General features: G+C 70.4%; 19 protein-coding genes and 2 tRNA genes. 15 read left to right on the forward strand and 6 right to left on the reverse strand.

What is annotated here, in order from left to right; translation table 11 throughout:
- Nucleotides 1-5: 5 nt before the first annotated feature.
- Nucleotides 6-1,811 (forward strand): hypothetical protein, encoded by a 1,806-nt coding sequence (locus NBX02_RS07135; protein ID WP_250290551.1) that lies wholly within the window; start codon nucleotides 6-8, stop codon nucleotides 1,809-1,811.
- A gap of 150 nt (nucleotides 1,812-1,961) precedes the next feature.
- Here the strand turns inward: NBX02_RS07135 and NBX02_RS07140 are convergent, their stop codons facing one another.
- From NBX02_RS07140 to NBX02_RS07150, 3 genes are all read right to left on the reverse strand, one after another.
- Complete coding sequence (locus NBX02_RS07140) at nucleotides 1,962-2,747, reverse strand: ABC transporter permease subunit (protein WP_250285668.1); 786 nt, start codon at nucleotides 2,745-2,747, stop codon at nucleotides 1,962-1,964.
- On the reverse strand, nucleotides 2,744-3,841 hold the full coding sequence (locus tag NBX02_RS07145; protein WP_250285669.1) for an ABC transporter ATP-binding protein: 1,098 nt from the start codon (nucleotides 3,839-3,841) through the stop codon (nucleotides 2,744-2,746). The genes NBX02_RS07140 and NBX02_RS07145 overlap by 4 nt, the downstream gene beginning before the upstream one ends.
- A gap of 522 nt (nucleotides 3,842-4,363) precedes the next feature.
- A complete protein-coding gene (locus NBX02_RS07150; protein WP_250290542.1) occupies nucleotides 4,364-5,146 on the reverse strand; it encodes a chorismate pyruvate-lyase family protein in 783 nt (260 codons plus the stop codon).
- A 303-nt stretch (nucleotides 5,147-5,449) separates the two neighbouring features.
- Here NBX02_RS07150 and NBX02_RS07155 point away from each other — a divergent pair, with 303 nt between their 5' ends.
- The 3 genes from NBX02_RS07155 to NBX02_RS07165 all read left to right on the forward strand — a co-directional run bounded on the left by NBX02_RS07155 (nucleotide 5,450) and on the right by NBX02_RS07165 (nucleotide 8,345).
- On the forward strand, nucleotides 5,450-6,427 hold the full coding sequence (locus tag NBX02_RS07155; protein ID WP_250290544.1) for an ATP-binding cassette domain-containing protein: 978 nt from the start codon (nucleotides 5,450-5,452) through the stop codon (nucleotides 6,425-6,427).
- 4 nt (nucleotides 6,428-6,431) lie between these two features.
- Complete coding sequence (locus NBX02_RS07160; protein WP_250290546.1) at nucleotides 6,432-7,394, forward strand: ABC transporter permease; 963 nt, start codon at nucleotides 6,432-6,434, stop codon at nucleotides 7,392-7,394.
- Nucleotides 7,395-7,808: 414 nt separating this feature from the next.
- A complete protein-coding gene (locus NBX02_RS07165) occupies nucleotides 7,809-8,345 on the forward strand; it encodes an Hsp20/alpha crystallin family protein (protein WP_250285673.1) in 537 nt (178 codons plus the stop codon).
- A 167-nt stretch (nucleotides 8,346-8,512) separates the two neighbouring features.
- Here NBX02_RS07165 and NBX02_RS07170 read toward each other — a convergent pair whose 3' ends face one another.
- Nucleotides 8,513-9,517 (reverse strand): exodeoxyribonuclease III, encoded by a 1,005-nt coding sequence (locus tag NBX02_RS07170; RefSeq protein WP_250285674.1) that lies wholly within the window; start codon nucleotides 9,515-9,517, stop codon nucleotides 8,513-8,515.
- A 509-nt stretch (nucleotides 9,518-10,026) separates the two neighbouring features.
- On the opposite strand from NBX02_RS07170, the gene NBX02_RS07175 reads away from it, so the two are divergent.
- Both NBX02_RS07175 and NBX02_RS07180 read left to right on the forward strand, forming a co-directional pair.
- Nucleotides 10,027-10,290 carry a hypothetical protein gene (locus tag NBX02_RS07175; protein ID WP_250290547.1) on the forward strand — a complete coding sequence of 88 codons (264 nt, stop codon included), beginning with the start codon at nucleotides 10,027-10,029 and terminating at the stop codon, nucleotides 10,288-10,290.
- Between the two features lie 222 nt (nucleotides 10,291-10,512).
- Nucleotides 10,513-11,142: an NADAR family protein gene (locus NBX02_RS07180; RefSeq protein WP_250285676.1), complete on the forward strand. Its 630-nt coding sequence runs from the start codon at nucleotides 10,513-10,515 to the stop codon at nucleotides 11,140-11,142.
- Nucleotides 11,143-11,403: 261 nt separating this feature from the next.
- Here NBX02_RS07180 and NBX02_RS07185 read toward each other — a convergent pair whose 3' ends face one another.
- Together NBX02_RS07185 and NBX02_RS07190 are read right to left on the reverse strand one after the other, a co-directional pair.
- Nucleotides 11,404-13,914, reverse strand: coding sequence for a DEAD/DEAH box helicase (locus tag NBX02_RS07185; RefSeq protein WP_250290550.1), 2,511 nt, complete (start codon nucleotides 13,912-13,914; stop codon nucleotides 11,404-11,406).
- Nucleotides 13,915-14,042: 128 nt separating this feature from the next.
- Nucleotides 14,043-14,113 (reverse strand) — tRNA-Gly (locus NBX02_RS07190).
- A gap of 46 nt (nucleotides 14,114-14,159) precedes the next feature.
- Between NBX02_RS07190 and NBX02_RS07195 the strand changes: the two genes are divergently transcribed.
- The 9 genes from NBX02_RS07195 to mreC form a co-directional block, all read left to right on the forward strand.
- Nucleotides 14,160-14,232, forward strand: a tRNA-Pro gene (locus NBX02_RS07195).
- A 56-nt stretch (nucleotides 14,233-14,288) separates the two neighbouring features.
- Nucleotides 14,289-15,761 carry a trigger factor gene (gene tig / locus NBX02_RS07200; RefSeq protein ID WP_250285664.1) on the forward strand — a complete coding sequence of 491 codons (1,473 nt, stop codon included), beginning with the start codon at nucleotides 14,289-14,291 and terminating at the stop codon, nucleotides 15,759-15,761.
- 291 nt (nucleotides 15,762-16,052) lie between these two features.
- Complete coding sequence (locus tag NBX02_RS07205) at nucleotides 16,053-16,688, forward strand: ATP-dependent Clp protease proteolytic subunit (RefSeq protein ID WP_250285663.1); 636 nt, start codon at nucleotides 16,053-16,055, stop codon at nucleotides 16,686-16,688.
- Nucleotides 16,689-16,849: 161 nt separating this feature from the next.
- Nucleotides 16,850-17,521 (forward strand): ATP-dependent Clp protease proteolytic subunit, encoded by a 672-nt coding sequence (locus NBX02_RS07210; protein ID WP_250285662.1) that lies wholly within the window; start codon nucleotides 16,850-16,852, stop codon nucleotides 17,519-17,521.
- Nucleotides 17,522-18,070: 549 nt separating this feature from the next.
- A complete protein-coding gene (gene clpX / locus NBX02_RS07215) occupies nucleotides 18,071-19,363 on the forward strand; it encodes an ATP-dependent Clp protease ATP-binding subunit ClpX (RefSeq protein ID WP_250285661.1) in 1,293 nt (430 codons plus the stop codon).
- Between the two features lies 1 nt (nucleotide 19,364).
- Entirely contained in the window at nucleotides 19,365-20,720 is a 1,356-nt protein-coding gene (locus NBX02_RS07220; protein ID WP_250285660.1) for a bifunctional folylpolyglutamate synthase/dihydrofolate synthase, read from the forward strand.
- A gap of 292 nt (nucleotides 20,721-21,012) precedes the next feature.
- Nucleotides 21,013-21,426, forward strand: a complete 414-nt coding sequence (ndk, locus tag NBX02_RS07225) for a nucleoside-diphosphate kinase (RefSeq protein ID WP_250285667.1) — start codon at nucleotides 21,013-21,015, stop codon at nucleotides 21,424-21,426.
- A 528-nt stretch (nucleotides 21,427-21,954) separates the two neighbouring features.
- Entirely contained in the window at nucleotides 21,955-22,986 is a 1,032-nt protein-coding gene (locus NBX02_RS07230) for a rod shape-determining protein (protein WP_013872948.1), read from the forward strand.
- 44 nt (nucleotides 22,987-23,030) lie between these two features.
- A partial coding sequence (gene mreC / locus NBX02_RS07235; RefSeq protein ID WP_250290553.1) for a rod shape-determining protein MreC occupies nucleotides 23,031-23,918 on the forward strand: 888 nt, incomplete at its 3' end.

The following is a 23,918-nucleotide window of genomic DNA, read 5'->3' on the forward strand; positions in this document are numbered from 1 at the left end:
CCGCCGTGCCCGCGCGGGTCACCGCCAGCGCCGCCCCCGCGCCGTCGTCCCATGGTGCCCACGCGGCAGGACAGGAACACCGGGAGCATCAGGAACGGCGGGAATGCGAAGAATGCCATGAACGTACGGACACCTGCGCATGCCCGGACCGGCCGCGGGCGAAACGGCGGGGCGTGACCCGCCGCTGGGCGGTGGCCGGCGCGACCACGGCGGGGCTGGGCGCGCTCGCCGGCACGGCCAGGCTGCTGTTCGGCACGGAACGTATCTACGATCACGGCGATACCGCCGGCATGGGCGCGCTCGCGCTGTTCGGCGCGCCCGGCAGCTTCGGCGACCTCGACAGCTCCCAGGACGGCGTCAGGGACACCCGGATCGTCACGGTGGACGTGCCCGGCTGGGGTTTCGGCCCCGGTCAGGCCGCCTACATGTCGACCGTCACCTCCGACGGGACGGTTTTCACCGCGACCACGCCGTTCTCGGACAACCAGGCCCAGCCCACCGGGACGGGGATGGAGATCGCGGCGTTCGAGCCCGGCTCGATGCGTTTCACCCGGCTGGTCGTGCCGTCGAGCACCGGGCGGACGCAGCTGCCCCGGGCCGATACGGGGTTCCGTGGCGTCGGCGGCGCCGACGTCGCCGACGTGATCGTGACCGGTTCGGCTCCGGACGAGCGGGTGATGTTCGTCTCGGCCGTGTCGTACTTCGGCTGGGACACGGCGGTGTACGGGGAGCTGCCGGCGCTCGGGCAGATCCGCCGTCCCGCTCCCGGCCAGCCCTGGAGCTACGATCCGACGCGGTCGTGGACGACCGACCAGCTTGCGGCGGCCGCGCCGCCGGAGGCGGCCGCGAACGCCTTTCCGCACGAAGGCCGCGGGGAGCCGCGGTGGTCGCGGGGCCCGGCCGCGATCGGCCGGCTGCCGGCCAGCGGCCACCTGGTGATCGCACAGTACTTCGGGTCCTCGAGCCTGGGCACCGACCAGGGGGCGCTGCTGGTCGTGGACACCGCGGGCCGGGTACGCGCGTCCTGGCAGTACCCGGAGGTCCAGGTCTTCGGCGTGCCGGTGGTGGTCAATCCCCGGGAGGTCGTCACCGACCCCACGTCCACGGCCGGCGACGAGCGCTTCGTGTTGATCAGTGACTGCCGGACCGCTGACAACCGGGTGGTCCCCTTCCCGGTCCAGGAGTTCTCCTATTCGGCGGGCGGCGCGGGCCAGGGGAGCGGGACGATCACTCCCTGTAGCACCGCGGTGCGGGCCGCGGTGGACGGCTCCCGCATGGAGACCGCGTGCTTCGACGACAACGGCACCCTGTACGTCGCCCGCACCCACGCGGACGGGCTGCACGCGGCGACGCTCGCGGTCTATCCGAAGATCGACGGTAACCGTGGCCTGGTCACCCGCACCCCGGCGACCGACGGCTGGCCGTGGCGTAGCTGGGGGGTGCCGAACCCGCCGGAGCATTTCGTGGCGGGCACCGACACGGGCGGCCTGGTCCGCAGCATCGTGTTCGATCCGGCCAGCGGGGCGGTCGTGCTCGCCGGTCTCGACGGCACGGTGCGGGCCGTCCGCCCGTCCGGCCGGGGCAGGCGGATGACGTTCACGGTCGGCCAGCCGATCGACATCGGGCTGCGCTACCTGCGCGGGCCGTCCAGCCGCTATATCGGCCTGCGGCGCGGTGCCGTCGACGTGCGGCAGCGGGTGCTGTGGCTGCCGGTCAACCAGCTGGTCCTGGACGCCATCGCGTGGCCGTACCCGCCGTTCAAGCTCGACCAGTGGCTGATGCGGATCGACCTGCGAGCCGTGCTCACCTGACCGCGCAGCCCCGGCCCGCGCGTCCGGGGCTGCGCGTCCGGCCCTGTGCGCCCGGGGCTGTGCGCCCGGGGCTGTGCGCCCGGGGCTGTGCGCCCGGGGCTGTGCGCCCGGGGCTGTGCGCCCGGGGCTGTGCGCCCGGCCAGGCGCCGGTCAGGATGTCACGTCGCGGCGCGCGAACAGCACCAGGGTGACCGCGGCCGCGACGGCACAGAAGATCAGGATGCGTATGCCGGCGGTTTCGTAGCCGACCTGGTATCCCCGCGCACCCGAGGCCAGGGCGTCCATGAGCCGGGCGGGCAGCCAGCTCGCGGCCGGGCTGAAGATCCGCGACACCAGCATCTCCAGCGGCAGCGCGTAGGCGACCGCGACCGACACCGCGGCGGCGGGAGAGCGGAAGACGACCCCGGCGAGCAGCCCCAGGGTCGCGTACCCCAGGGACGAGGCCAGCACGTTCAGATAGCCCTTGCCGATCTCCGTCAGGCCGGCGAGGCTGTGCCAGGCGCCGGTGTCCACCCCTCGGATCGGAGCCATGACGAACGACGCGGCCACGGCCACGACGGTGGCCGCGGCGATCATCGTTGCCATGAACGTCGCCAGGGCCAGGCACTTGCCTGCCAGCAGGCGGAGCCGATGCGGCTGGGCCATGAGCTGGTTACGCAGGGTTCCCTGAGTGTAGTCGGCGCCGATGACGGCGGCGGTGACGGCGAGCCCGACCACGCCGAGCAGGATGCTGACGGCCTCCAGCCCCTGCATGACCCCGTCCGGACGGGACATGGCGGGTGCGGTGACGGGCACCCCGTCGTAGTCGCGACGTCCGACCGAGAGCATGGTCAGTACCGCGCCGAGCGTGGCCACCGAGACGACGGCCGCCAACGTGCCGAGGAAGAAACGCGTGCGGCCGAGTTTGATCCATTCGGCCCGCAGCGCCGCGGTCACGAGTCCCGTCCCGAGGCGGTCGATGTGGCGGCCCCGGCGGTGAGCAGCTCAGAGGGAACGTCCGGGGAGCTGCGGCTGCGTGGGATCAGATCCCCGTCGACTCCCCCCGTCGCGACCAGGAACGTCTCCTCCAGCGTGGGCCGGCACGCCCGCAGCGCCCGCAGCGCGATACCGGCGCTCATGGCGATCCTGTTCAGGTTCGCCGCCGAGCCCTCCGGGGCGTGCACGCTGACCGAGCCGTCCGGCGAGCGCTCGGGCGGGTCGACCCGCAGGCCGTGGCCGCCCATCAGGGCGGCCAGCCGCACCGCGTCACAGGGATGCTCGGGAGTCAGGACGAGCAGTGGGTCCCCGGCGGCGAGCAGCTCGGTCACATGGCCCTGGAACAGCAGCTGCCCGTCTCTGATCATCACCAGGTGGTCGCAGATCTGTTCGACCTCCGACAGCAGGTGGCTGGACACGAAGACTGTCATGCGCCCTCCGGCCAGGTCCTTGAGCAGGCAGCGGATCTCGCGGATGCCCGCCGGGTCGAGCCCGTTGGTCGGTTCGTCGAGCACCAGCAGCTCGGGGCGCGGCAGCAGGGCCGCGGCGATCCCCAGCCGCTGCTTCATGCCGAGGGAGTAGGAGGCGAACCGGTCGTCGGCCCGGCCGGCGAGGCCGACCATGGACAGCGTCTCGGCGACGCGTTCCGGGCCCAGCCCGCGCAGCCGCGCCAGCATGCGCAGGTTGGCCCGCCCGGTCAGGCCGGGGTGGAAGGTCGGGCCTTCGATCATGGCCCCGACCTTGGACAGGTAGCCGGCGGGCCGCTCGATCGGATGCCCGAGCACGAAAGCGTGTCCCGCGCTGGGCCTGATCAGCCCGAGGAGCATCCGCAGGGTGGTCGTCTTGCCGGCGCCGTTCGGCCCGACGAACCCGGACAGCGCTCCCATCGGGACGTGGATGTCGATCCCGTCCACCGAGCGCCGGGTGCCGTAGCACCTGGTGAGTCCTTGGCTCCAGATAGCGGCGTCGGCCGGGGGGCAGGGCAGGCCGGTGCGGGCCTGGCGTGGTGATCCCCGTCGCATCCGCGGCGGTCTCGCCGGAGTCTCCGCCGTCATTACGTGGTTGCCTCCTCAGGTCCTTGGCGTCCGGCCCGGGCGAGGGCGGCTGCCCGGCTGGGCCGGCGTTGATGGAGCTTGATGAAGCAGAGGGTAACGGATGGAAACGAGTTGTGCTTAATGACGATCGCTCGTTACTTACAGTGGCAAAGAATATGATCTATATCACTTATAGTAAGTAGCGATAGGTAGAGGAAGCCCTTGCCGCAGCGACGCCGCCACGCTCCTGTGCTGCTGTGTTCCCGTGTTTCCGATCGGTCACGCTGGTCGGCGCGTCGGCGCGTCGGCGCGACCGGTGGTCCGGTCATCGGTGTCCGGCCGGTTCGGCGACAACCGGCCTGGCCATGGATATTCCGTGCGAACGGGCTGTGAGCGGACCGTGAACGGGCCTGGGCGGGCCGTGGGTGAGCCGCGAGTGGGTCTGAGTGGGCCGCGAGAGGCTCGTGAGCGGGCATGACGACGCATCTCGCTTCGGATGGCGGCATGGCGTGACCGGGTGGCGGCGTGGCGCGGCCGGTGCCGTCAGCTCGGGTCGAGGCCGAACAGGCGGGGGGAGAACCACTCGGTGATCAGTGTCAGGGGGCGGCCTGTCCGCATGTCACGCATCCGGTAGGTACGGGCCGGCACCTGGGACTGCGCGCTGAGACCCGGCCCAAGGCAGGTGGCGATGCCGCCGGCCGGCAGCCGTCCCCATGACCGCAGCTCACGGACGATCGGTAGGGCGGCCCGCGTGAGCAGCCTGCCGATCGGCTCCTCGGTGTCGAGCGCGCGCACGACGTCGACCGGCAGCCTGTCGACGATGGCGAGCACGGATGCCGCCCCGTGAACGACACCGTTGTCACCGGTGAGAAGCACCTCGCGGACCAGGAGATCGTCTCCGGGGCTGCCCTCGAGGTCGCGTAACCCGATGTCGGCGTAGGTGTCGCGATGGGCGCGGGTGGCCGCTGCGTGGAACCAGGGGTCTTCGTGGAACAGGGAGCCGCTGTCCCCTCCCCGGGCGTCCGCCGCGTGGCCGCGCTGGCCCGGTACGGTCAGCGGGAGGCGCTGCTGACGGCGCACACGGACGGTGATCCGACGGCCGGTGAGAATTTCCAGTGACGTGGTGGTCAGCCCGTCGCCGCGCAACACCAGCTGCTCGAGCGGGCTGATCCCCAGGGTGCCGGCCGCGGCGACGTCGACGCTGGAGAGCTCGGCGCTGGGGAACACCGTGACCGGTGCCGGTGCCGGTGCCGGCCTGACACGCGTGGCCGGCCGCCTGCCACCAACAATGATCTTATTGGCGGTGGTCTCGCTATATTTTGACATCCGACCTTCACGGGAGGAAAGCACATAAAAAACATTATCATGCGGCTATATTGTCAGTCGTGCCGACGCTGATCGACCGTGCCGGTGGCAACCAGTCGTCGCGGACGGAAGCCGATCGGCTGCCCGGCACTATCGGCTGTCCGGCACTATCGGGCGGCCGGCGCCGTTGTCCTCCGGCCACCGGTGTCGGCCGGAGGACAACGAGTATCCCGGGTAGCCGCGTCTGGGGTTTCCTCAGGCAGGAGCCGGTCGGTGGCCATGGCCGGCACCGGGGCAGTCCGTACACGGTCCGGATGGAGACAGATGATCGAAGTTGATCGGCTGACCAAACGCTACGGATCAGTCGTCGCGGTGGACGGCCTTTCGTTCCAGGTCCTTCCCGGCCGGGTTACCGGATTTCTCGGGCCGAACGGAGCGGGAAAGTCGACAACGATGCGCGCCGTTGTCGGCCTGGACCTGCCGACCATGGGCGAGATCCGGGTCAACGGCAGGCCGTACGCGTCGATCCGGCGACCGTTGTGCGAGGTGGGAGTGCTGTTGGACGCGCGTGCCGTGCACGGCGGCCGCAGCGCGTCCAGCCACCTGCTGTGTATCGCGCGCAGTAACGGCATCAGCCCGTCCCGGGTGAACACCGTGCTGGAAATGGTGGGCCTCGCCACAGTCGCCCGCCGGCGGATCCGCACATTTTCACTCGGGATGTTACAGCGTCTGGGAGTGGCGGCCGCGTTGCTCGGAAATCCGGGCGTGCTTCTTTTCGACGAACCTGTGAACGGCCTGGATCCGGAAGGCATCCGGTGGATTCGCGCGTTGATGAAACAGCTGGCCGCCGAAGGACGGACGGTGCTGGTCTCCAGCCATCTGATGAGTGAGATGGCTTTGACCGCCGACCATCTCATCGTGATCGGACGGGGCCGGCTCGTCGCGGACGCGAGCGTCACGGACCTGCTTTCCCGCAGTTCGCGCAACCGGGTCCGGGTGCGCTCGCCGCAGGCCGGGCAACTGTCAACGCTGTTGGCCCGGGACCTGGCGGGCGTGCGCGTGCAGCCCGGGCCGGACGGGGCCCTGGAGGTGCTGGGGACGGACGCGTCCGCGGTGGGTGAGCTGGCCGCCGCCCACGGTGTCGTCCTGCACGAACTGTCGATCCAGCAGGCCTCCCTGGAAGAGGCCTTCATGGATCTGACCCGGGACTCGGTCGACTACCGGACCGAGCTGGACCCCCTTCCGGCCGCCTCCCCCAACACATCCCCCGGCACACCCACGACCGTCGGATCGAGGCCCTGACACCATGCCCCCGGACGCCGCACCCACACCCGCCATCTCTTCGGACGCCATCTCTTCGGACATCATCTCTTCGGACATCGCGTCTCCGGACGCCACGTCCTGGGAGCCCACCGGCCCCGTCGACAGCGCATGGCCGGGCGGGCCCGCGGTCCGGCCCGGCCATGCCGCTTCGCGCTGGCCGTCCGCGGCTGCCGGCCGGAGGCCAGCTCTCGACATGTTCGGTAATGCCCTGCGCTGCGAGTGGACGAAGCTGTGGACCGTCCGGTCGACGTACTGGACCCTGTTCGCCGCCTTCGTCCTCACCGTCGGCCTGGCCGCGATCGCGTGTGGGGCGGCTGCCAGCCAGGGCGGGGACGTCGGCGGGGAGCCGGCCGCGCTCAGCCTCAGCGGGATCTTCGTGGCCCAGATCGCGCTGGGCGTGCTCGGCGTCCTCATGATCAGCTCGGAGTACGGCAGCGGAATGATCCGGACGACCTTCGCGGCCGTCCCCAACCGGCTGGTCGTGCTCGCGGCGAAGGCCGCGGTCTTCGCGGGGGTGGTGCTGGCCGGTGCGCTCGTCGCCTGCCTGGCCGCCTTCGCGCTCGGGCAGCTGCTGCTGCGGCCGACCGGCCAGCAGGCCTCGTTCGGTGATCCGGAAATCGTCCGGATCGTCCTCGGCGCAACCGCCTACCTCACGCTGATCGGGCTGATCGGGCTGGGCGTCGCGGCCGTCATCCGCCACACCGCGGGCGCGCTGGGCGTCCTGTTCGGTGTCATGGTGGTGCTGCAGATCGCCGTCCAGTTCCTGCCCGGGGAACTGCAGGAGAGCGTCCTGCCCTACCTGCCGGCGACGATGGCCGTCTCGGTCGTCACCGTGAACCCGCCGGCCATGAGCCTGTCCGCCGGGGCAAGCATCGCGCTGCTCGGTGTCTACACCGCACTCGCGCTGCTCGGCGGGGCATGGTCGATGCTCGCGCGGGACGCCTGAGCGGACCGCGCCCGGCTCGTGACCGCGTCGCCGTCGCCGTCCTGCCGCTTCCGCCGCCCCGCCTCGTGCCGCCTGCCGGCCGGCCCGTTCCGCCGCCGCGCGTTCCCGCTCTCTCACGGCACCATGCCTTTTGCTCCGCTGCCGGCCGTCCGGCGTTGCCCCTGTCTGCCCCTGTCTGCCCTGCTGTCGGCCCTGTCGCGTCTGGCCGGTGGGAGTAACGCCGAGGCGGATGGTCGCAACGGCCGGTCGGACGGAAGGATGCTACGGCATCGGGAACTATTCTTCTTCACTTCTTGTTCATAAGAATGAGTCTGCTAGACTCAACAACACTGAGACGATCCCGATCCGGTAATGTTAGTCGTTGCTTGGTAGTTGACCGGTGCAGGGGTCGAGGCTGGAAGGAAGGGAGTAGCCATGAGCACCTACCTGTGGGAGCCGTTCGCTGCCTTCGGTCGGCTGGACCGCGAGTTCCACGAGATCGTCCGCCGCAGCTGGGATGCCTCCGAGCGGGCGCGGGCGCCTCGCCTCGGCTTCGCTCCGTTGGCGGACGTGGTTACCGAGGGCAACGACGTCGTTGTTCACCTCGAGCTTCCCGGTGCCGACATCGAGAAGGACGTCGCGGTCGAGCTGGAGCGCGGCCGGCTGGTCATCCGCGGTGAGCGCGCCGACGGCCGTGAGAGTGACAACGGGCACGTCGTCGTGCGGGAACGCCGGTACGGTGCCTTCCACCGCGAGTTCAACCTGCCGGAGGGAGTGGGTGCCGACCAGATCTCCGCGACCTACGACAAGGGCGTGCTCTCGGTCCGGCTCGCGGGCGCGCTCGCACCCGCCTACGGGACGCGCATCCCGGTCAGCCCGGGCGCGTCCTCGGTGCTGCCGAGCGCCGGGCCGGCTGACAGCTCGGAGAGCCACTCGGACGAGCCAGGGCACACGCCGACGGTCGAGGGCTGACGGTCGAGGGCTGAGACGGACGCCGGCCACTGACCGCGGGTGGTTGACCGCGGCGGCGGCCTGCCGCCCGGTGGCGCCGGGCCGGTCCGCGGCGCCACCGGACCGGCTCATCACCGAGCTGTCACCGCCGTGCCGCGGCCGGGTCTTTCCGTTCCGTGGCGCGGCGGTCAGTCCGTCCGGGTATCCCGGGTGCCCGCCTCCGGGGCGTCCGGGCTGGTGGCGTCCGGGCCGGGGGTGTCCGGGCCGGCGCGGTGACGGCCTGCCGCGTCCGGCTCCGCCGCGGTTCGTCCCGCTTCCATCCGTCCCGGGCTGCCCGGCGCGCGGCGTCGGGTGCCGGCCGCCCGCGGTGGGGACGGAGGCGGGACCATCGGGCCGATGTCGCCGTCCGGTGCCTCGTCGAGGTCGACGATCACCGGCGCGTGGTCGGAGGTGCCCGTGCCCTTGCGGGCCTGCCGGTCGACCCACACCGCGCGTACCCGGTCGAGCAGGTTGTCGCTGGCGAGGAGAAGATCGATGCGTATGCCCATGTTCTTCGGGAACATCAGCGCCCGGTAGTCCCAGTAGGTGAAGACCTGCTCGTCCGGCCAGCGTCTGCGCATGACGTCGACCAGGCCGAGGCCGGTCAGCTCATGCAGCGCCCGCCGCTCGGCGTCGGTGACGTGCGTGGCGCCGGCGAAGGCGGCGGGATCCCAGACGTCGGCGTCGGTCGGAGCGATGTTGAAGTCGCCGCAGGCGATCACCGGGGCGGCCGGGAGGACCTTTTCGACGGACGCGCGAAGCGCGGCGAGCCAGGTGAGCTTGTACGCGTAGTGCGGGTCGTCGACCGCGCGTCCGTTCGGCACATACAGTGACCAGATCCGGATGCCGCCGCAGGTCGCGGCCAGTGCTCGCGGCTCGGGCGCGGGAAAGCCCGGGCCGTCCACGAGCCCGGCCTCGACGTCGTCGAGCCCGAGCCGGGAGAAGATCGCGACGCCGTTCCAGCGTCCGTCACCGTGATGGGCGACGCGGTAACCGCGCCGGAAGAGATCCTCGTCGAAGAGCTCGAGGAAGGCCGCGTCGGAGAGCTTGGTCTCCTGGAGGCACACGACGTCCGGCTGGGCCCGGTCCAGCCATTCGATCAGACGGGCCTGCCGTGCCTTCGCCGAGTTGATGTTCCAGGTTGCCACCCGCACAGCATCCGACGTTAGTCCGTCGACACCGGCGCCGACGACAGTGGTGCCCGTGGACCGGTGTCCGTGGACCGGTGCCCGTGGACCGGTGTCCGGTGTGTGGCGCGCGTGGCGCGTGGCGCGCGGCCCGCGGTCCGGTGCGCGGGCTGGTGGCCGGTGCCGGCGGACAGATCGTCCCCGATCGCTACGATCGGCTGGGACACCGTCCGCGACAGCGCCGCTCACGATGCCGCCCGCTGTGCCGCCAACGTGTGCCGCCAACGACCGCCGGTTGCGAGGGCGCCAGGAGCCGGCGGCCTGCCGAACGTCAGGAGGAAGACCGGATCATGCCCACCACGGCTCCCGACCACACCCGTCCTCCCGGTCACACCCGTCCTCCCGGTCACATCTGGCCTTCCGGTCACATCTGGCCTTCCGGCCACGCTCAGGCTTCCGGCCGAGCCAGGCTTCCCGGGCGTGCCCGGCGCGGCCGGGCGGTCGGCGCGCTGGCCGGCACGGCCGCCGCAGTGGTGATGGCCGTCGGCCTGGCTGGCTGCGGCGCGGTGTCCGAAGAGACCAGGCGAGCCGGCACCGACGCGCTCTGCTCGCAGATCGAGGCCCGGACGGCGGACGTGCGCGCGAGCGTGGACGTGGCCCGGCTGGTCGCCCTGACGGTCCGCGATCTCGCGCCGGACGGGAACGTCCGACAGCTCGCCGACCAGGTGTCGCGCGACCCCGGGAATCTTGAGCTCCGGGGGCAGCTCGCCGACTGGATCGACAACAGGTGCTCAGGGTAACCAGTGCTGACAGCGGCCGATGCCCACGGCGATCAGCCGTCTACGGTAGTTGATCAGTAAGTATCCGTGGCGGTCAGAGCCTTCGTGGCAGCCGGCCGGCCGGCCGGTTCCGCGGTTTTCGCGCTGGACGTCCGCCCTGGTTGGGCTCGGGTTGGTTCGCGCTGGGACGAATGCTGTTGAAGCGCTGTTGATGGCCGGGCCGCTCGTGCGACCATCAGGGCCGTGACCATACCGACCACGCCAACCACACCGGAGAGACCAGCCACACCGCAGAGCGTGTCCCAGGTCGAGGACCTGGTCCTGCTGGAACAGGCCGGGCAGGAACTGGATCTTCTGTTCTTCTGGGGTCACCGGTCACCGCGCGGTGGTGCCCGCGGCGTCGGTACGGGATGCCTGAGCCAGTGGTGGCCGTCCGCCTTCACTGTGAACGGGGTGCGTTACCCCACGGCCGAGCACTTCATGATGGAAGGCAAGGCCCGGTTATTCGGCGATCTTGTTGCCGCGCGGGGCGTTCTCGCCACTTCCGACCCCGCCGCCGCGAAGAAGCACGGGCGGCAGGTCCGCGGCTTCGACGAGACGGTGTGGAACGAGCACTGCTTCGACATCGTGGTCCAGGGCAATGCGGCGAAGTTCTCCCAGCATCCGTCGCTGCGCAACTACCTGTTCGGCACGGGGGACCGCATCCTGGTGGAGGCGAGCCCGCTGGACCGGGTGTGGGGCATCGGCCTGGCCGCCGACGACAGCCGCGCCCACCAGCCCTCGGCCTGGCCCGGGCGCAACCTGCTCGGCTTCGCCCTCATGCGCGTACGCACCATGCTCCGCGACGCCGAGTCCCGCGACTCCGCACCATGATCGCACCCCTCCCCGCCCCCCACGTGTCCCTTTTCGTGGGAACGAGCACGTAAGTGGTTAACGAGTGTGTAAGTGGTTGCTGGGACAGCCACTTACACACTCGTTCGCATGGGCTGAACTCGGAGCGTGGGGACGGTGGGGTTGCTGGTCGGATGGGGTTGCCGGTGGGGTGGTGTGTGGTGCGCACTGGTCGGGGGTCAGTACCTCGGACGCCTTCGGGATCACCCCGCATGGGGGTAGCCGGACGGCTTACGAAGCGGATCAGAGCTGGTCGACGGCGGTGACGCGCAGGACGGCGGTGCCGGCCTCGTCGGAGGCGGCGAGGTCGGCCTCGGCGCTGATGCCCCAGTCGTGGTCGCCGGCCGGGTCGGCGAAGATCTGCCGCAACGCCCAGCGGCCCGGCTCGATGTTGATGATCAGGAATCCGGGGCCGCGGGCGTCGGGGCCGGTCCCGATCTCGTCGTGGAGGTCGAAGTACGGCCGCAGCGCACCCGCCCACCGGTCGGCGTCCCAGCCCGCGTCCGCGTCGAGCGCGCCGAGGTCGTCGTAACGCCGCAGCGCGGCCAGCTCCACCCGGCGGAACAGCGCGTTGCGGACGAGCACCCGGAACGCGCGGACGTTGGCGGTGATCGCGGGGGGCGCCGGGGGTGCGGCGTCGACGCGTACGGGCGGGCCGTCCGGGGTGGGGCTGCGCAGCCGCTCCCACTCGTCCAGCAGGCTTGAGTCGATCTGGCGGACCAGTTCCCCCAGCCATTCGATGAGGTCGGTCAGCTCCTCGGTCCGGGCCTCCTCGGGGACGGTCTGCCGCAGGGCCCGGTAGGCGTCGGACAGGTAGCGCAGCAGCAGCCCCTCACAGCGGGCCAGGCCGTAGAAGCCGACGTACTCGGCGAAGGTCATGGCCCGTTCGTACATGTCCCGCACCACCGACTTGGGCGCGAGCTCGTGGTCGGCGACCCACGGGTGGCCGCGCCGGTACGTCTCGAGCGCGGCGCCGAGCAGGTCGTCGAGGGGCTTGGGGTAGGTGACGGCGTCCAGCAGCTCGAGGCGCTGCTCGTACTCGACGCCGTCCGCCTTCATCTGGGCGACGGCCTCGCCGCGGGCCCTGAACTGCTGGGCGGAGAGGACCTGGCGGGGGTTGTCCAGGGTGGCCTCGAGGACCGACACCACGTCCAGCGCGTAGCCGGGCGCGTCGCGGTCGAGCAGTTCCAGGGCGGCCAGGGCGAAGGGGGACAGCGGCTGGTTGAGGGCGAAGTCGAGCTGCAGGTCGACGGTGAGCCGGACGGTGCGCCCGGTCTCGTCCGGCACGGCGAGCTTCTCCACCACACCGGCGGCGAGCAGCGCCCGGTAGATGGCGATGGCCCGGCGGATGTGCCGGCGCTGGGCGGGCCGGGGCTCGTGGTTGTCGGTGAGCAGCCGGCGCATGCTGGCGAAGGCGTCGCCCGGCCGGTTGATCACGTTGAGGAGCATGGCGTGGCTGACGGCGAAGCTCGACGTCAGAGGCTCGGGCTCGGCGGCCACCAGCCGTTCGAAGGTCGCCGGGCCCCAGGAGACGAACCCCTCCGGGGGCTTCCTGCGGACGACCCGCCGCCGCTTGCGCGGGTCGTCCCCTGCCTTGGCCAGAGCGCGTTCGTTCTCCACGACGTGTTCGGGCGCCTGCACGACGACCGTGCCGACGGTGTCGTAACCGGCGCGGCCGGCCCGCCCGGCGATCTGGTGGAACTCCCGGGCGCGCAGGTGGCGGGTCCGCGTCCCGTCGTACTTGGACAGCGCGGTGAACACGACCGTGCGGATCGGCACGTTGATCCCCACACCCAGGGTGTCGGTGCCGCAGATGATCTTAAGAAGCCCTTCCTGGGCGAGCTGCTCCACCAGCCGGCGGTACTTCGGCAGCATGCCGGCGTGGTGCACGCCGATGCCGTGGCGGACCAGGCGGGACAGCGTCCGGCCGAACCCGGCGGCGAACCGGAAGTCGCCGATCGACCTGGCGATGGCGTCCTTCTCCGCGCGGCTGCACACGTTGATGCTCATCAGCGACTGGGCGCGTTCCAGCGCCGATGCCTGGGTGAAGTGGACGACGTAGACCGGCGCCTGGTGGGTGCTCAGCAGCTCCTCGAGCGTCTCGTGCAGCGCCGTGGTCACGTAGTGGTGGAACAGTGGCACCGGACGCTGCGCGGAGCGGACGACGGCGGTGGGCCGCCCGGTCCGGCGGGTCAGGTCCTCCTCGAACCGGCGGACGTCCCCGAGGGTCGCCGACATGAGGATGAACTGCGTGTCCGCGAGCTCGAGCAGCGGCACCTGCCACGCCCAGCCGCGGTCGGGGTCGGCGTAGAAGTGGAACTCGTCCATCACGACCTGCCCCACGCCGGCGGCGGCCGCGTCCCGCAGGGCGATGTTGGCCAGGATCTCGGCGGTGCAGCAGATGACGGGGGCGGTCTCGTTGACGCCGGCGTCCCCGGTCATCATCCCCACGTTGCCCGGCCCGAACGTGGCGCACAGGGCGAAGAACTTCTCCGACACCAGCGCCTTGATGGGCGCGGTGTAGAAGCTGCGCCGGCCGTGGGCCATCGCGGCGAAGTGCGCGCCGGCGGCCACCAGGCTCTTGCCGGACCCGGTCGGGGTGGCCACGATGACGTTGGACCCGGTCACCACCTCGATGAGGGCCTCGGCCTGGGCGGGGTACAGGGTCAGCCCCTGCTCCCGCGTCCACTCGGTGAACGCGTCGAAGATGCTGTCGGGGTCGGGATGCGGGGGCAGGCGGTCGGCGAGCGTCATGGTGCATCCGATCGTGCCCGACGAACCGGGCCGGACACCGCGCGGGCCGACGACACGACAAGGATCGCCGTACCACAAAGATCGACGTCCTGGCCGGGGTGTGGCCCTGACCAGGGGCGGCGCGCACGAGCGGGTGACCGGGATCGAACCGGCATGGCCAGCTTGGAAGGCTGGGGCTCTGCCATTGAGCTACACCCGCGGGACGTTCCAGAGACTCTACCCCGTAGGATGGAGGAGCAACGCCACGGGGCGTAGCGTAGTGGCTAGCGCGCCTGCTTTGGGTGCAGGAGATCGGGAGTTCGAGTCTCCCCGCCCCGACCGGTAATCTCGGCGCGTCCATCCGATCCACCGCCGCATCAGGAGTTAGCCGCGCCGTGAAGGCCACCAAGGAAACCCTTAGTCCCACCCGGGTCAAGCTGACCGTCGAGGTGCCCTTCGACGAGCTCAAGCCCTCTGTCGACGCCGCCTACCGCAAACTCGCGCGGGACGTCCGGGTTTCCGGCTTCCGGCCGGGCAAGGTGCCGCCGCGCATCCTCGACCAGCGCCTCGGCCGGGGGACGATCCTGGAGGAGGCCATCCACAGCGCACTGCCCCGGTTCTACACCGACGCGGTGCGCCAGGAGGAGGTCGACGTCCTCTCGCAGCCCGAGGTCGACATCAGCTCGTTCGCCGACGGCGCCCCGCTGGTGTTCACCGCCGAGGTGGACGTCCGCCCGGAGATCGCCCTGCCGGAGTACGACACCGTTGAGATCACCGTCGACGCTGCCGAGGTCACCGAGGAGCAGGTCCAGGCCCACCTGACGACGCTGCGTGAGCGGTTCGCCGTCCTCAGGCCGGTGGAGCGGCCGGTCCAGGCCGGTGACTTCATCTCGCTCGACCTGACCGCGACCGTCGACGGGGAGACCGTCGAGGGTGCCGACGCCGCTGGCCTGTCATACGAGGTCGGCAGCGGCGATCTCGTCGAGGGCCTCGACGAGGCGGTCACCGGCGCCGCCGAGGGCGAGAGCCGCACGTTCCGGACCGAGCTGCTCGCCGGGGAGCATACCGGGAAGGCGGCCGAGGTCACGGCGACCGTCCGCGGCGTCAAGGAGCGTGAGCTGCCCGAGCTCGACGACGACTTCGCGACCACCGCCAGCGAGTTCGACTCGTTGGCGGAACTGCTCGAGGACGTCCGGACGAGCCTCGGCCAGGGGGTCCGGCTCGGCCAGCTCAACCAGGCCCGGGAGCGCGTCCTCGACGACCTGATCGAGCGGCTCGACGTGCCGGTGCCGGATTCGGTCCTCGACAGCGAGGTCGAGGCCCGCGAGCACCGCCTCTCGCACGAGCTTGAGCGGCTCGGCCTCGAGCGGGCCTCCTACCTGGAGTCACTCGGCCAGAGCGAGCAGGAGTACCTCGACGAGATCCGGCGGCTGGCCGGGCGGGCGTTGCGCTCCCAGTTCATCCTGGACGCGGTGATCAACGTCGAGCAGATCGGCGTCGAGCAGGGCGAGCTGATGGAGCAGATCATCGGGCGGGCGCAGCGCGCGGGCCTGAGCCCGGAGATCTTCGCCCAGCAGATCTCCCAGGGCGAGGGGCTTGCCGCGATCATGGCGGACACCGTGCGCAGCAAGGCCCTCACCTTCCTGCTGGAGCAGGTGAAGGTCGTCGACACCGAGGGCAACGCGGTGGAGCTGGACCTGCCCCGCCGGCCGGAGCCGGTGGCCGACGATGACGCCGATGCTGACAGCGCCTACTACGACGTGGACGGCGACGTGGACGGCGACGTTGGTGACGACGTTGACGGCGATGCCCACGATGACGACGAGGTGGCCGGTGGCACTCAGGCAGGCCCCGCATCCGGTGTCTGAGCGTCCTGGCAGCTGACCGTCGTCGGGTGGACGAGGATCGTCCCGGCGCCTCGTCCACCCGGCTGGCATTCCGCCGCACCGACTGGTACCCCGCTCTCCGGGGCCCCGGTTGGTCGTCCGTCCGAGGTCTGTATGATACCCCGATGTCCGAATTGATCAGATTTCGGACTGGCCGGCCCTCACGCCCAGCGCGAACATCGAGCGTGAACTCCCGGAACCGACGCGAGTCACAGATAGTGTCGAGCCGGTCAGATCAACCGCCGCCAGCGCGAGGAAGCCGAGGAGCTAACCGTGAGTGATATCGCAGCCCCGAGCCTGGCAGTCCCGCAGCTGCGCTCGCCGGGGCAGGGTGGGGCCAGTTTCGACGAGCAGGTCTTCAACCGTCTGCTGCGCGAACGGATCATTTTCCTGGGCTCGGTGGTCGAGGACCAGATCGCCAACACGATCTGCGCCCAGCTCCTGCTGCTCAACGCCGAGGATCCGAACCGGGACATCTTCCTGTACATCAACTCTCCCGGCGGCTCGGTCAGCGCCGGCATGGCGATCTACGACACCATGCAGTACGTCGAGAACGACGTCGCCACGGTGGCGCTCGGCCTTGCCGCGTCGATGGGCCAGTTCCTGTTGTGCGCGGGCACGGTGGGCAAGCGCTACTCGCTGCCGCACGCGAAGATCATGATGCACCAGCCCTCCGGCGGTATCGGCGGTACCGCGTCCGACATCGCGATCCAGGCCGAGCAGATGCTCTACACCAAGCGGATGATGCAGGAGCGGATCGCGTTCCACACCGGCCAGCCCATCGAGCAGATCGAGCGGGACTCCGACCGCGACCGGTGGTTCACGGCAGAGGAGGCCAAGGACTACGGCTTCGTCGACCACGTCGTCTCGCGGGCCCGCCAGGTCCCCAGCGAGGGCCCGGTCAGCTAGAGCCAGCCGAGCCGGGCCGGTTCAGGCGGGCGTCGACCGCCTGAACCGGCCGACACCTGCCCGGCCACCGCCGGGCCGGCTCGAAGAACCCGCGGGACGCTCGGCCCGCACCGTCGACATCTGCCACCGATCATCACAAGCCGTCGGGGAGGCACCCGGACATGAACCAGACGATCACCGGTCAGGGCGACATCAGCCGTCAACCCGTCAGCCGATACGTCCTGCCGCGCGTCATCGAGCGGACCAGCCGGGGCGAGATCGCTCTCGATCCCTACGAGAAGCTCCTGCGTGAGCGCATCATCTTCCTGGGTGTGCAGATCGACGACACGTCCGCCAACGACGTGATGGCGCAGCTGCTGTTCCTGGAGTCCGAGGATCCGGACCGCGACATCTCGATCTACATCAATTCGCCGGGCGGGTCCTTCACCGCGCTGACGGCGATCTACGACACCATGCAGTTCGTCCGGCCCGACATCCAGACGATCTGCATGGGGCAGGCGGCATCGGCCGCGTCGGTGCTGCTCGCCGCCGGCACCCCGGGCAAGCGTTTCGGGCTGGAGAACAGCCGTATCCTGCTGCACCAGCCGTCCGGGCAGGGCGAGGGCCAGTCCAGCGACCTGGAGATCCAGGCCCGGGAGATCCTGCGGATGCGCGCGCTGCTGGAGCGGATATACGCCCGGCACACCGGCCGCGGCGAGGAGGAGATCCGCCGGGACATCGAGCGGGACAAGATCCTCAGCGCGGCCGAGGCCAAGGAGTACGGGCTGATCGACGAGGTCATCTCGACGCGCAAGACCTCCCGGCTGGCGGCCACTCAGTCGGCCACCCGCTGACGGCTGCGGGCGCGGCGAAAACCATGACCGCCTTGCTTCCGCCCCCCGGAGGACCGGGGGAGCCCGGCACCGCGCGGGCTCCGGGCCGGCCCCGCCGGCCCGGAGCGCCGCGCCTTGCCGGCTGCCCGGGGGTGCGCGCAAGGCGTGCGGTCGTGTCGCTCCCGGCTGTCCGTGGGGGCCTCCGGGGCTGTTTCCCCGCGATGTCAGGGGTGTATCGGGCGGCGGGTGATCAGAGGGCCGGCCGGCCGGCGCGGTGGCGGCCGTGCGCACGGCCTGCCTGGGCGCAATCCGTACGGCGCGGGCGTCTGGAGATGTGGCCGCCGGACCGTAGGCTGATCCCCGCGAGCCGCGCGATAGAGCTCTCACCGGGCGTCTGTACGGGGTACGGTCCCCACACGAGGATGTGACGGCCATCAGCCCGATGTCGCCGGCCATGTGCAACAGTCGGTAACGCGGGCAGGATAGTAACAGACAGGCGACGACTGGGCGGCCAGACCGCCCCTGAGCTGCAGGCGACACCATCGTCTGGACGAAGGGACTGAGTCCTCGGTGGCACGCATAGGTGACGGCGGCGACCTGCTCAAGTGCTCGTTCTGCGGCAAGTCCCAGAAACAGGTGAAGAAGCTCATCGCCGGGCCGGGTGTCTACATCTGCGACGAGTGCATCGATCTCTGCAACGAGATCATTGAGGAGGAGCTGTCGGAATCCTCCGATCTCAAGTGGGACGAGCTGCCGAAGCCCCGCGAGATCTACGAGTTCCTGGACAGCTACGTCGTCGGCCAGGAGCAGGCCAAGAAGACCCTTTCGGTTGCCGTCTACAACCATTACAAGCGGGTCCAGGCCGGGGGTGCCGGCGGCGACGCCAAGGGTGACGTGGAGCTCGCCAAGAGCAACATCCTGCTGCTGGGGCCCACCGGGTGCGGCAAGACGCTGCTCGCGCAGACTCTCGCCCGGATGCTCAACGTCCCGTTCGCGATCGCGGACGCGACGGCGCTCACCGAGGCCGGCTATGTGGGCGAGGATGTCGAGAACATCCTGCTCAAACTCATCCAGGCCGCCGACTACGATGTCAAGAAGGCCGAGACCGGCATTATCTACATCGACGAGGTCGACAAGATCGCGCGTAAGTCGGAGAACCCGAGTATCACCCGGGACGTCTCCGGCGAGGGGGTTCAGCAGGCGCTGCTGAAAATACTGGAGGGGACGACCGCGAGCGTGCCGCCCCAGGGCGGTCGCAAGCACCCCCACCAGGAATTCATCCAGATAGACACCACAAACGTCCTGTTCATCGTCGGTGGAGCTTTTGCCGGGCTTGACCGTATCATCGACTCGCGCGTCGGCAAGAAATCCCTGGGATTCCGGGCGGTTCTGCACGGGAAGGACGATCCGGACGCCGCGAACGTCTTCTCCGACGTCATGCCGGAGGACCTGCTCAAGTACGGGATGATTCCCGAGTTCATCGGCCGTCTGCCAGTGATCACCAGTGTCTCGAACCTCGACCGGGAAGCGCTGATCCGCATTCTCACCGAGCCGAAGAACGCACTGGTCCGGCAGTACAAGAAACTGTTCGAGCTGGACGGGGTCGACCTCGACTTCACCGCGGACGCCCTCGACGCGATCGCGGACCAGGCGATCCTGCGCGGGACCGGCGCCCGCGGGCTGCGCGCGATCATGGAAGAGGTCCTGCTGTCGGTCATGTACGACATCCCCAGCCGCAAGGACGTCGCCCGGGCCGTGGTGACGCGCGAGGTCGTCCTGGAACACGTCAACCCGACGCTGGTGCCGCGCGACCGTGACGTCACCTCGTCCAAGCGGACCCCTCGCCAGGAGAAGTCGGCCTGAGGTGGGAGCGGACGACAACCGGACGGGCGGCGGCGGGGCGGACGACGGCGGCCTCGCCCGGGTCGAGAAGGCCCTGGCCGGACGTTTCCCGCACCGCATGCTCCCGGACCTCGACCGCATGCGCGACCTGGTCGATCTGCTGGGCCAGCCGCAGCGGGCCTACCCGTCGATCCACCTGACCGGGACCAACGGCAAGACCTCCACCGCCCGGATGACGGACTCGCTGCTGCGCGCGTTCGGGATCCGGCCCGGCCGGTACACCTCCCCGCATCTGGAGAGCGTCACCGAACGCATCAGCCTGGACGGCCGGGTCGCCGCGCCGGAGGTCTTCACCCGGGCCTACGACGACGTCATCGCCTACGCGGAGCTCGTCGACGGCCGGCATCCGGAGAAGGTCACCTTCTTCGAGCTGCTGACCGCGATGGCCTTCTCGGCGTTCGCGGACGCGCCGGTCGACGTCGCCGTCATCGAGGTCGGGATGGGCGGGACCTGGGACGCGACCAACGTCATCGACGCCGGGGTCGCGGTCGTGACCCCGGTCTCCATCGATCATCCGGAGCTCGGGGACACCCCGGAGGCGGTGGCCGCGGAGAAGGCCGGGATCATTCACCCGGGCGCGCTCGTCGTGCTCGCCCAGCAGCCGCTGCCGGCCGCCGAGGTGCTGCTGCGCCGGTGCGCCGAGGTGGGGGCGACGGTGGCGCGGGAGGGGCTGGAGTTCGGGGTCCTCGGCCGTACCATCGCCGTCGGCGGCCAAATGATCACTATTCGTGGTCTCGGTGGTGTCTACGAGGACCTCTTCCTGCCCCTGTACGGGCAGCACCAGGCCCACAACGCCGCGTGCGCGCTGGTGGCCGTCGAGAGCTTCCTCGGCGGCGGCCGGGAGCGGCTGGACATCGAGGCGGTGCGGGCCGGCTTCGCCCAGGCCGACTCCCCGGGGCGCCTGGAGGTGCTCCGCCGCTCACCCACGGTGCTGCTGGACGGCGCGCACAACCTCGCGGGCGCGCGGGCGCTCGTCCAGGCGCTGGACGAGGCGTTCGGCTTCGGCCGCCTCGTCGGCGTCGTGGGGATACTCGCCGACAAGGACGCCGCCGGCATCCTCGCCACCCTCGAGCCGGTGCTGCACGACATCGTCGTCACCCAGAGCGGGTCACCGCGGGCGATGCCCGTGGACGACCTGGCGGCGGCCGCGGTGGACGTCTTCGGCCCCGACCGGGTGGAGGTCGCCGCCCGTCTGGACGACGCCCTCGACGCCGGTGTCCGGCTGGCCGAGCGGGACGGTGACCTCGGCGGTGCCGGGGTCGTGGTGACCGGATCGTTGGTGACGGTGGGTGAGGCTCGCCACCTGTTGCGCCGCTGACGGGTAGGTTGGCCGGCAGGCGTTGACCAACGGACGCCGGCCGGCATCTGTTGGTCGATGGATGTCGGCCACGGCGGATGTTGGCCGACAGATGTGTGCCAGCGGATGCGGGCCGACAGATGCGGACCGACAGATGTTGGCTGACGGATGTCCGTTGGTAGATGTTGCCGGTGGGCCGGACGTGGCGTGGCGGTGGATAACGTGGCGTGGCGGTGGATAAGGTCCACAGCAGCCGCCGGAGGACCGCGGCTGTCCACGCGAGCAGCTATGAGCAGCTATGAGAAGGAGTTCCGTGTCCGTCGAACGCACCCTCGTTCTGGTCAAGCCCGATGGCGTCAGCCGTGGCCTCGTCGGCGAGGTCGTCGGCCGGCTGGAACGCAAGGGGCTGACCCTGGTCGCCCTTGAACTGCGCACCCTTCAGCGCTCGGTCGCCGAGACCCACTACGGCGAGCACGCCGCCAAGCCGTTCTTCGGCGAGCTGGTCGACTTCATCGTCTCCGGCCCGCTGGTCGCGCTGGTGGCCGAGGGCCCGCGGGCGGTCGAGGCGGTGCGCGGCCTGATCGGCGCCACCGACCCGGTCAAGGCCGCCCCGGGATCCCTGCGCGGCGACTACGCCCTGGAGATCGGGCAGAACCTCGTCCACGGCTCGGACTCGCCCGAGTCCGCCAAGCGCGAGATCGACCTGTTCTTCCCGGGGCTCAGCTGACAGCCGGCCCCGCCCGGCCCGGGGAGCCGTTCCGGCCCTGAGGACGCGGAACGGGTGTGGCTGCGTCGGTGTGGCGTGCCGGTGGCGTGCCGCCCGCCGGCACGCCACACCCGGCGGACGGGTCCTGTTCCGTGCAGGTCTGGTTCACGCGGGTTACATTCGTGAGGGTTACGTAATGTTGTTACTCCGGGTGCCTTCATCGGGTTGTCTCGGGTAGCATTCTTGCTACTCCGAGTGTTAGAACTGATCCTACGGGCCGGGGCTGACAGCCCCGGTGGCCCGGCGTGGTGCGTGAACCGTCGCGCGCCACGTGTCCCGCACACCCATGGCAGGCTCGAGGGGCCCGGTTCACGCTCTTTGGTGTCTGCAACAGCGTCTCTACTGGATTGCCGGACTACTGGACTAGTGGATGGGGCCCGTCGAACAAGCAGTGGACACGAGATCGTTACGGACACCGCCTGCCTTGTACACCCCGCACACCCTGCGTGCGCACCCAGACCCCACACCCGGGAAGGCCGGCATCCGACGATGTCCAGTTCGCTGTCGTTCCTAGGCCGTGACATGGCCGTGGACCTTGGCACCGCCAACACCCTCGTCTACGTCCGTGGCCGCGGAATCGTCCTGAACGAACCCAGCGTGGTCGCGATAAACACCACCACGACGGGCATCCTCGCCGTCGGCACCGAGGCGAAGCGGATGATCGGCCGCACGCCCGGCAACGTCGTCGCGATCCGTCCGCTCAAGGACGGCGTCATCGCGGATTTCGACACCACCGAGCGCATGCTGCGCTACTTCATCCAGAAGGTCCATCGGCGCCGGCACTTCGCCAAGCCGCGGCTGGTCGTCTGCGTCCCCTCCGGCATCACCGGGGTCGAGCAGCGGGCGGTGAAGGACGCCGGCTACCAGGCCGGCGCGCGCAAGGTCTACATCATCGAGGAGCCGATGGCCGCGGCCATCGGAGCCGGCCTGCCGGTGCACGAACCCACCGGCAACATGGTGGTCGACATCGGCGGCGGCACCACCGAGGTGGCGGTGATCTCCCTCGGCGGGATCGTGACCAGCCAGTCCATCCGGACCGCCGGGGACGAGCTGGACACGGCCATCATCTCCTACGTCAAGAAGGAGTACTCGCTCATGCTCGGTGAGCGGACCGCGGAGGAGATCAAGATGGCCATCGGCTCCGCGCACAAGATGTCGGACGAGCCGAGCGCCGAGATCCGCGGCCGGGACCTGGTCTCGGGCCTGCCCAAGACCATCGTCGTCACCGCCGAGGAGATCCGTAAGGCGATCGAGGAGCCGGTGAACGCGGTCATCGACGCGGTCAAGGTCACCCTCGACAAGTGCCCGCCGGAGCTCTCCGGCGACATCATGGACCGCGGGATCGTGCTGACCGGTGGCGGAGCGCTCCTGCGCGGCCTGGACGAACGCCTGCGCCACGAGACCGGCATGCCGATCCACATAGCCGACAACCCGCTGCACTCGGTCGCGATGGGCTCCGGCAAGTGTGTGGAGGAGTTCGAGGCGTTGCAGCAGGTACTCATCTCCGAGCCCCGTCGCTGACCGTCCGCGGGTACGGGGGTTCTCTTCAGGTACGGAGGCCGGTGGTGGGACGTGACACCCGGCGTTCCCGCGTGATCATAATCGTGTTGCTCGTCGTGGCCTTTACCCTGATCACCATCGACTACCGTTCGAGCGAGCGCTCGTCGGGCGTGCGCGGTGCCCTGCGCGAGGTGTTCGGCGGGGTCGAGGGGGCGGTCACCGCGGTGACCCGTCCGGTCGGGCGCACCCTGTCCGCGCTGGCCCATCCCAACCGGTACCAGAAGCGTGCGGACGCCCTAGCCGCGGAAAACGCCGAGCTGCGCCGGCGCCTCGCCGAGGACGACGAGGTGCGGCGGCAGGCCACCGAACTGTCCAGCCTGCGGCTGCTCGCCGACCACGGGCAGTACACGATCATCCCGGCCAGGGTCATAGCGATCGGTGACATCACCGGGACGGACTGGACGGTCACGATCAACGCTGGCAGCGCCGACGGCGTCACCCCGGACAAGCTGGTGATCGACAACGACGGGCTGGTCGGCACCGTCCTGACCGCCACCGCCCATGCCGCCGTGGTACGGCTGGTGTCCAGCCCGGCCAGCCACATCGGCGCCCGGCTGGAGAACACCAGGCTGCTCGGCGCGGTGGCCGGCGGGGGCACTCCCGGCAGCCTGGCCTTCACCCTCTACGACGCCACCCTCCAGGTGAAGACGGGTGATCGCCTTGTGACGTTCGGCAGCAACGACTATGCCGGTGGGGTGCCGATCGGTGTCGTCACCAAGGTCCTGGACTCCGGCGGGGGGCTCTCGCGCTCGGCCGAGGTCACCACCTTCGCGGCCCTGGGCTCGCTGGACCTCGTCGGCGTTGTCGTCGGCCGGCCCGCCGCCGATCCGGGCGACCGGCTGCTGCCGCCACGCCCGGTGCCACCGCCGGCCGCCGCGCCGCCGGCCGCCGCA

The sequence above is a fragment of the Protofrankia sp. CiP1_Cm_nod1 genome, assembly GCF_920888515.1.
In the GTDB taxonomy this organism is placed as follows: domain Bacteria; phylum Actinomycetota; class Actinomycetes; order Frankiales; family Frankiaceae; genus Protofrankia.

Excerpts from the sequence above, each read along its gene's own strand:
- NBX02_RS07165 (WP_250285673.1), top strand. The coding sequence starts at position 7,809 with ATGAGCACCTACCTGTGGGAGCCGTTCGCTGCCTTCGGTCGGCTGGAC.
- NBX02_RS07210 (WP_250285662.1), top strand. The coding sequence starts at position 16,850 with ATGAACCAGACGATCACCGGTCAGGGCGACATCAGCCGTCAACCCGTC.
- NBX02_RS07230 (WP_013872948.1), top strand. The coding sequence starts at position 21,955 with ATGTCCAGTTCGCTGTCGTTCCTAGGCCGTGACATGGCCGTGGACCTT.
- NBX02_RS07185 (WP_250290550.1), bottom strand. The coding sequence starts at position 13,914 with ATGACGCTCGCCGACCGCCTGCCCCCGCATCCCGACCCCGACAGCATC.
- NBX02_RS07150 (WP_250290542.1), bottom strand. The coding sequence starts at position 5,146 with ATGTCAAAATATAGCGAGACCACCGCCAATAAGATCATTGTTGGTGGC.
- NBX02_RS07160 (WP_250290546.1), top strand. The coding sequence starts at position 6,432 with ATGCCCCCGGACGCCGCACCCACACCCGCCATCTCTTCGGACGCCATC.
- NBX02_RS07175 (WP_250290547.1), top strand. The coding sequence starts at position 10,027 with ATGGCCGTCGGCCTGGCTGGCTGCGGCGCGGTGTCCGAAGAGACCAGG.
- NBX02_RS07155 (WP_250290544.1), top strand. The coding sequence starts at position 5,450 with ATGATCGAAGTTGATCGGCTGACCAAACGCTACGGATCAGTCGTCGCG.
- NBX02_RS07145 (WP_250285669.1), bottom strand. The coding sequence starts at position 3,841 with ATGACGGCGGAGACTCCGGCGAGACCGCCGCGGATGCGACGGGGATCA.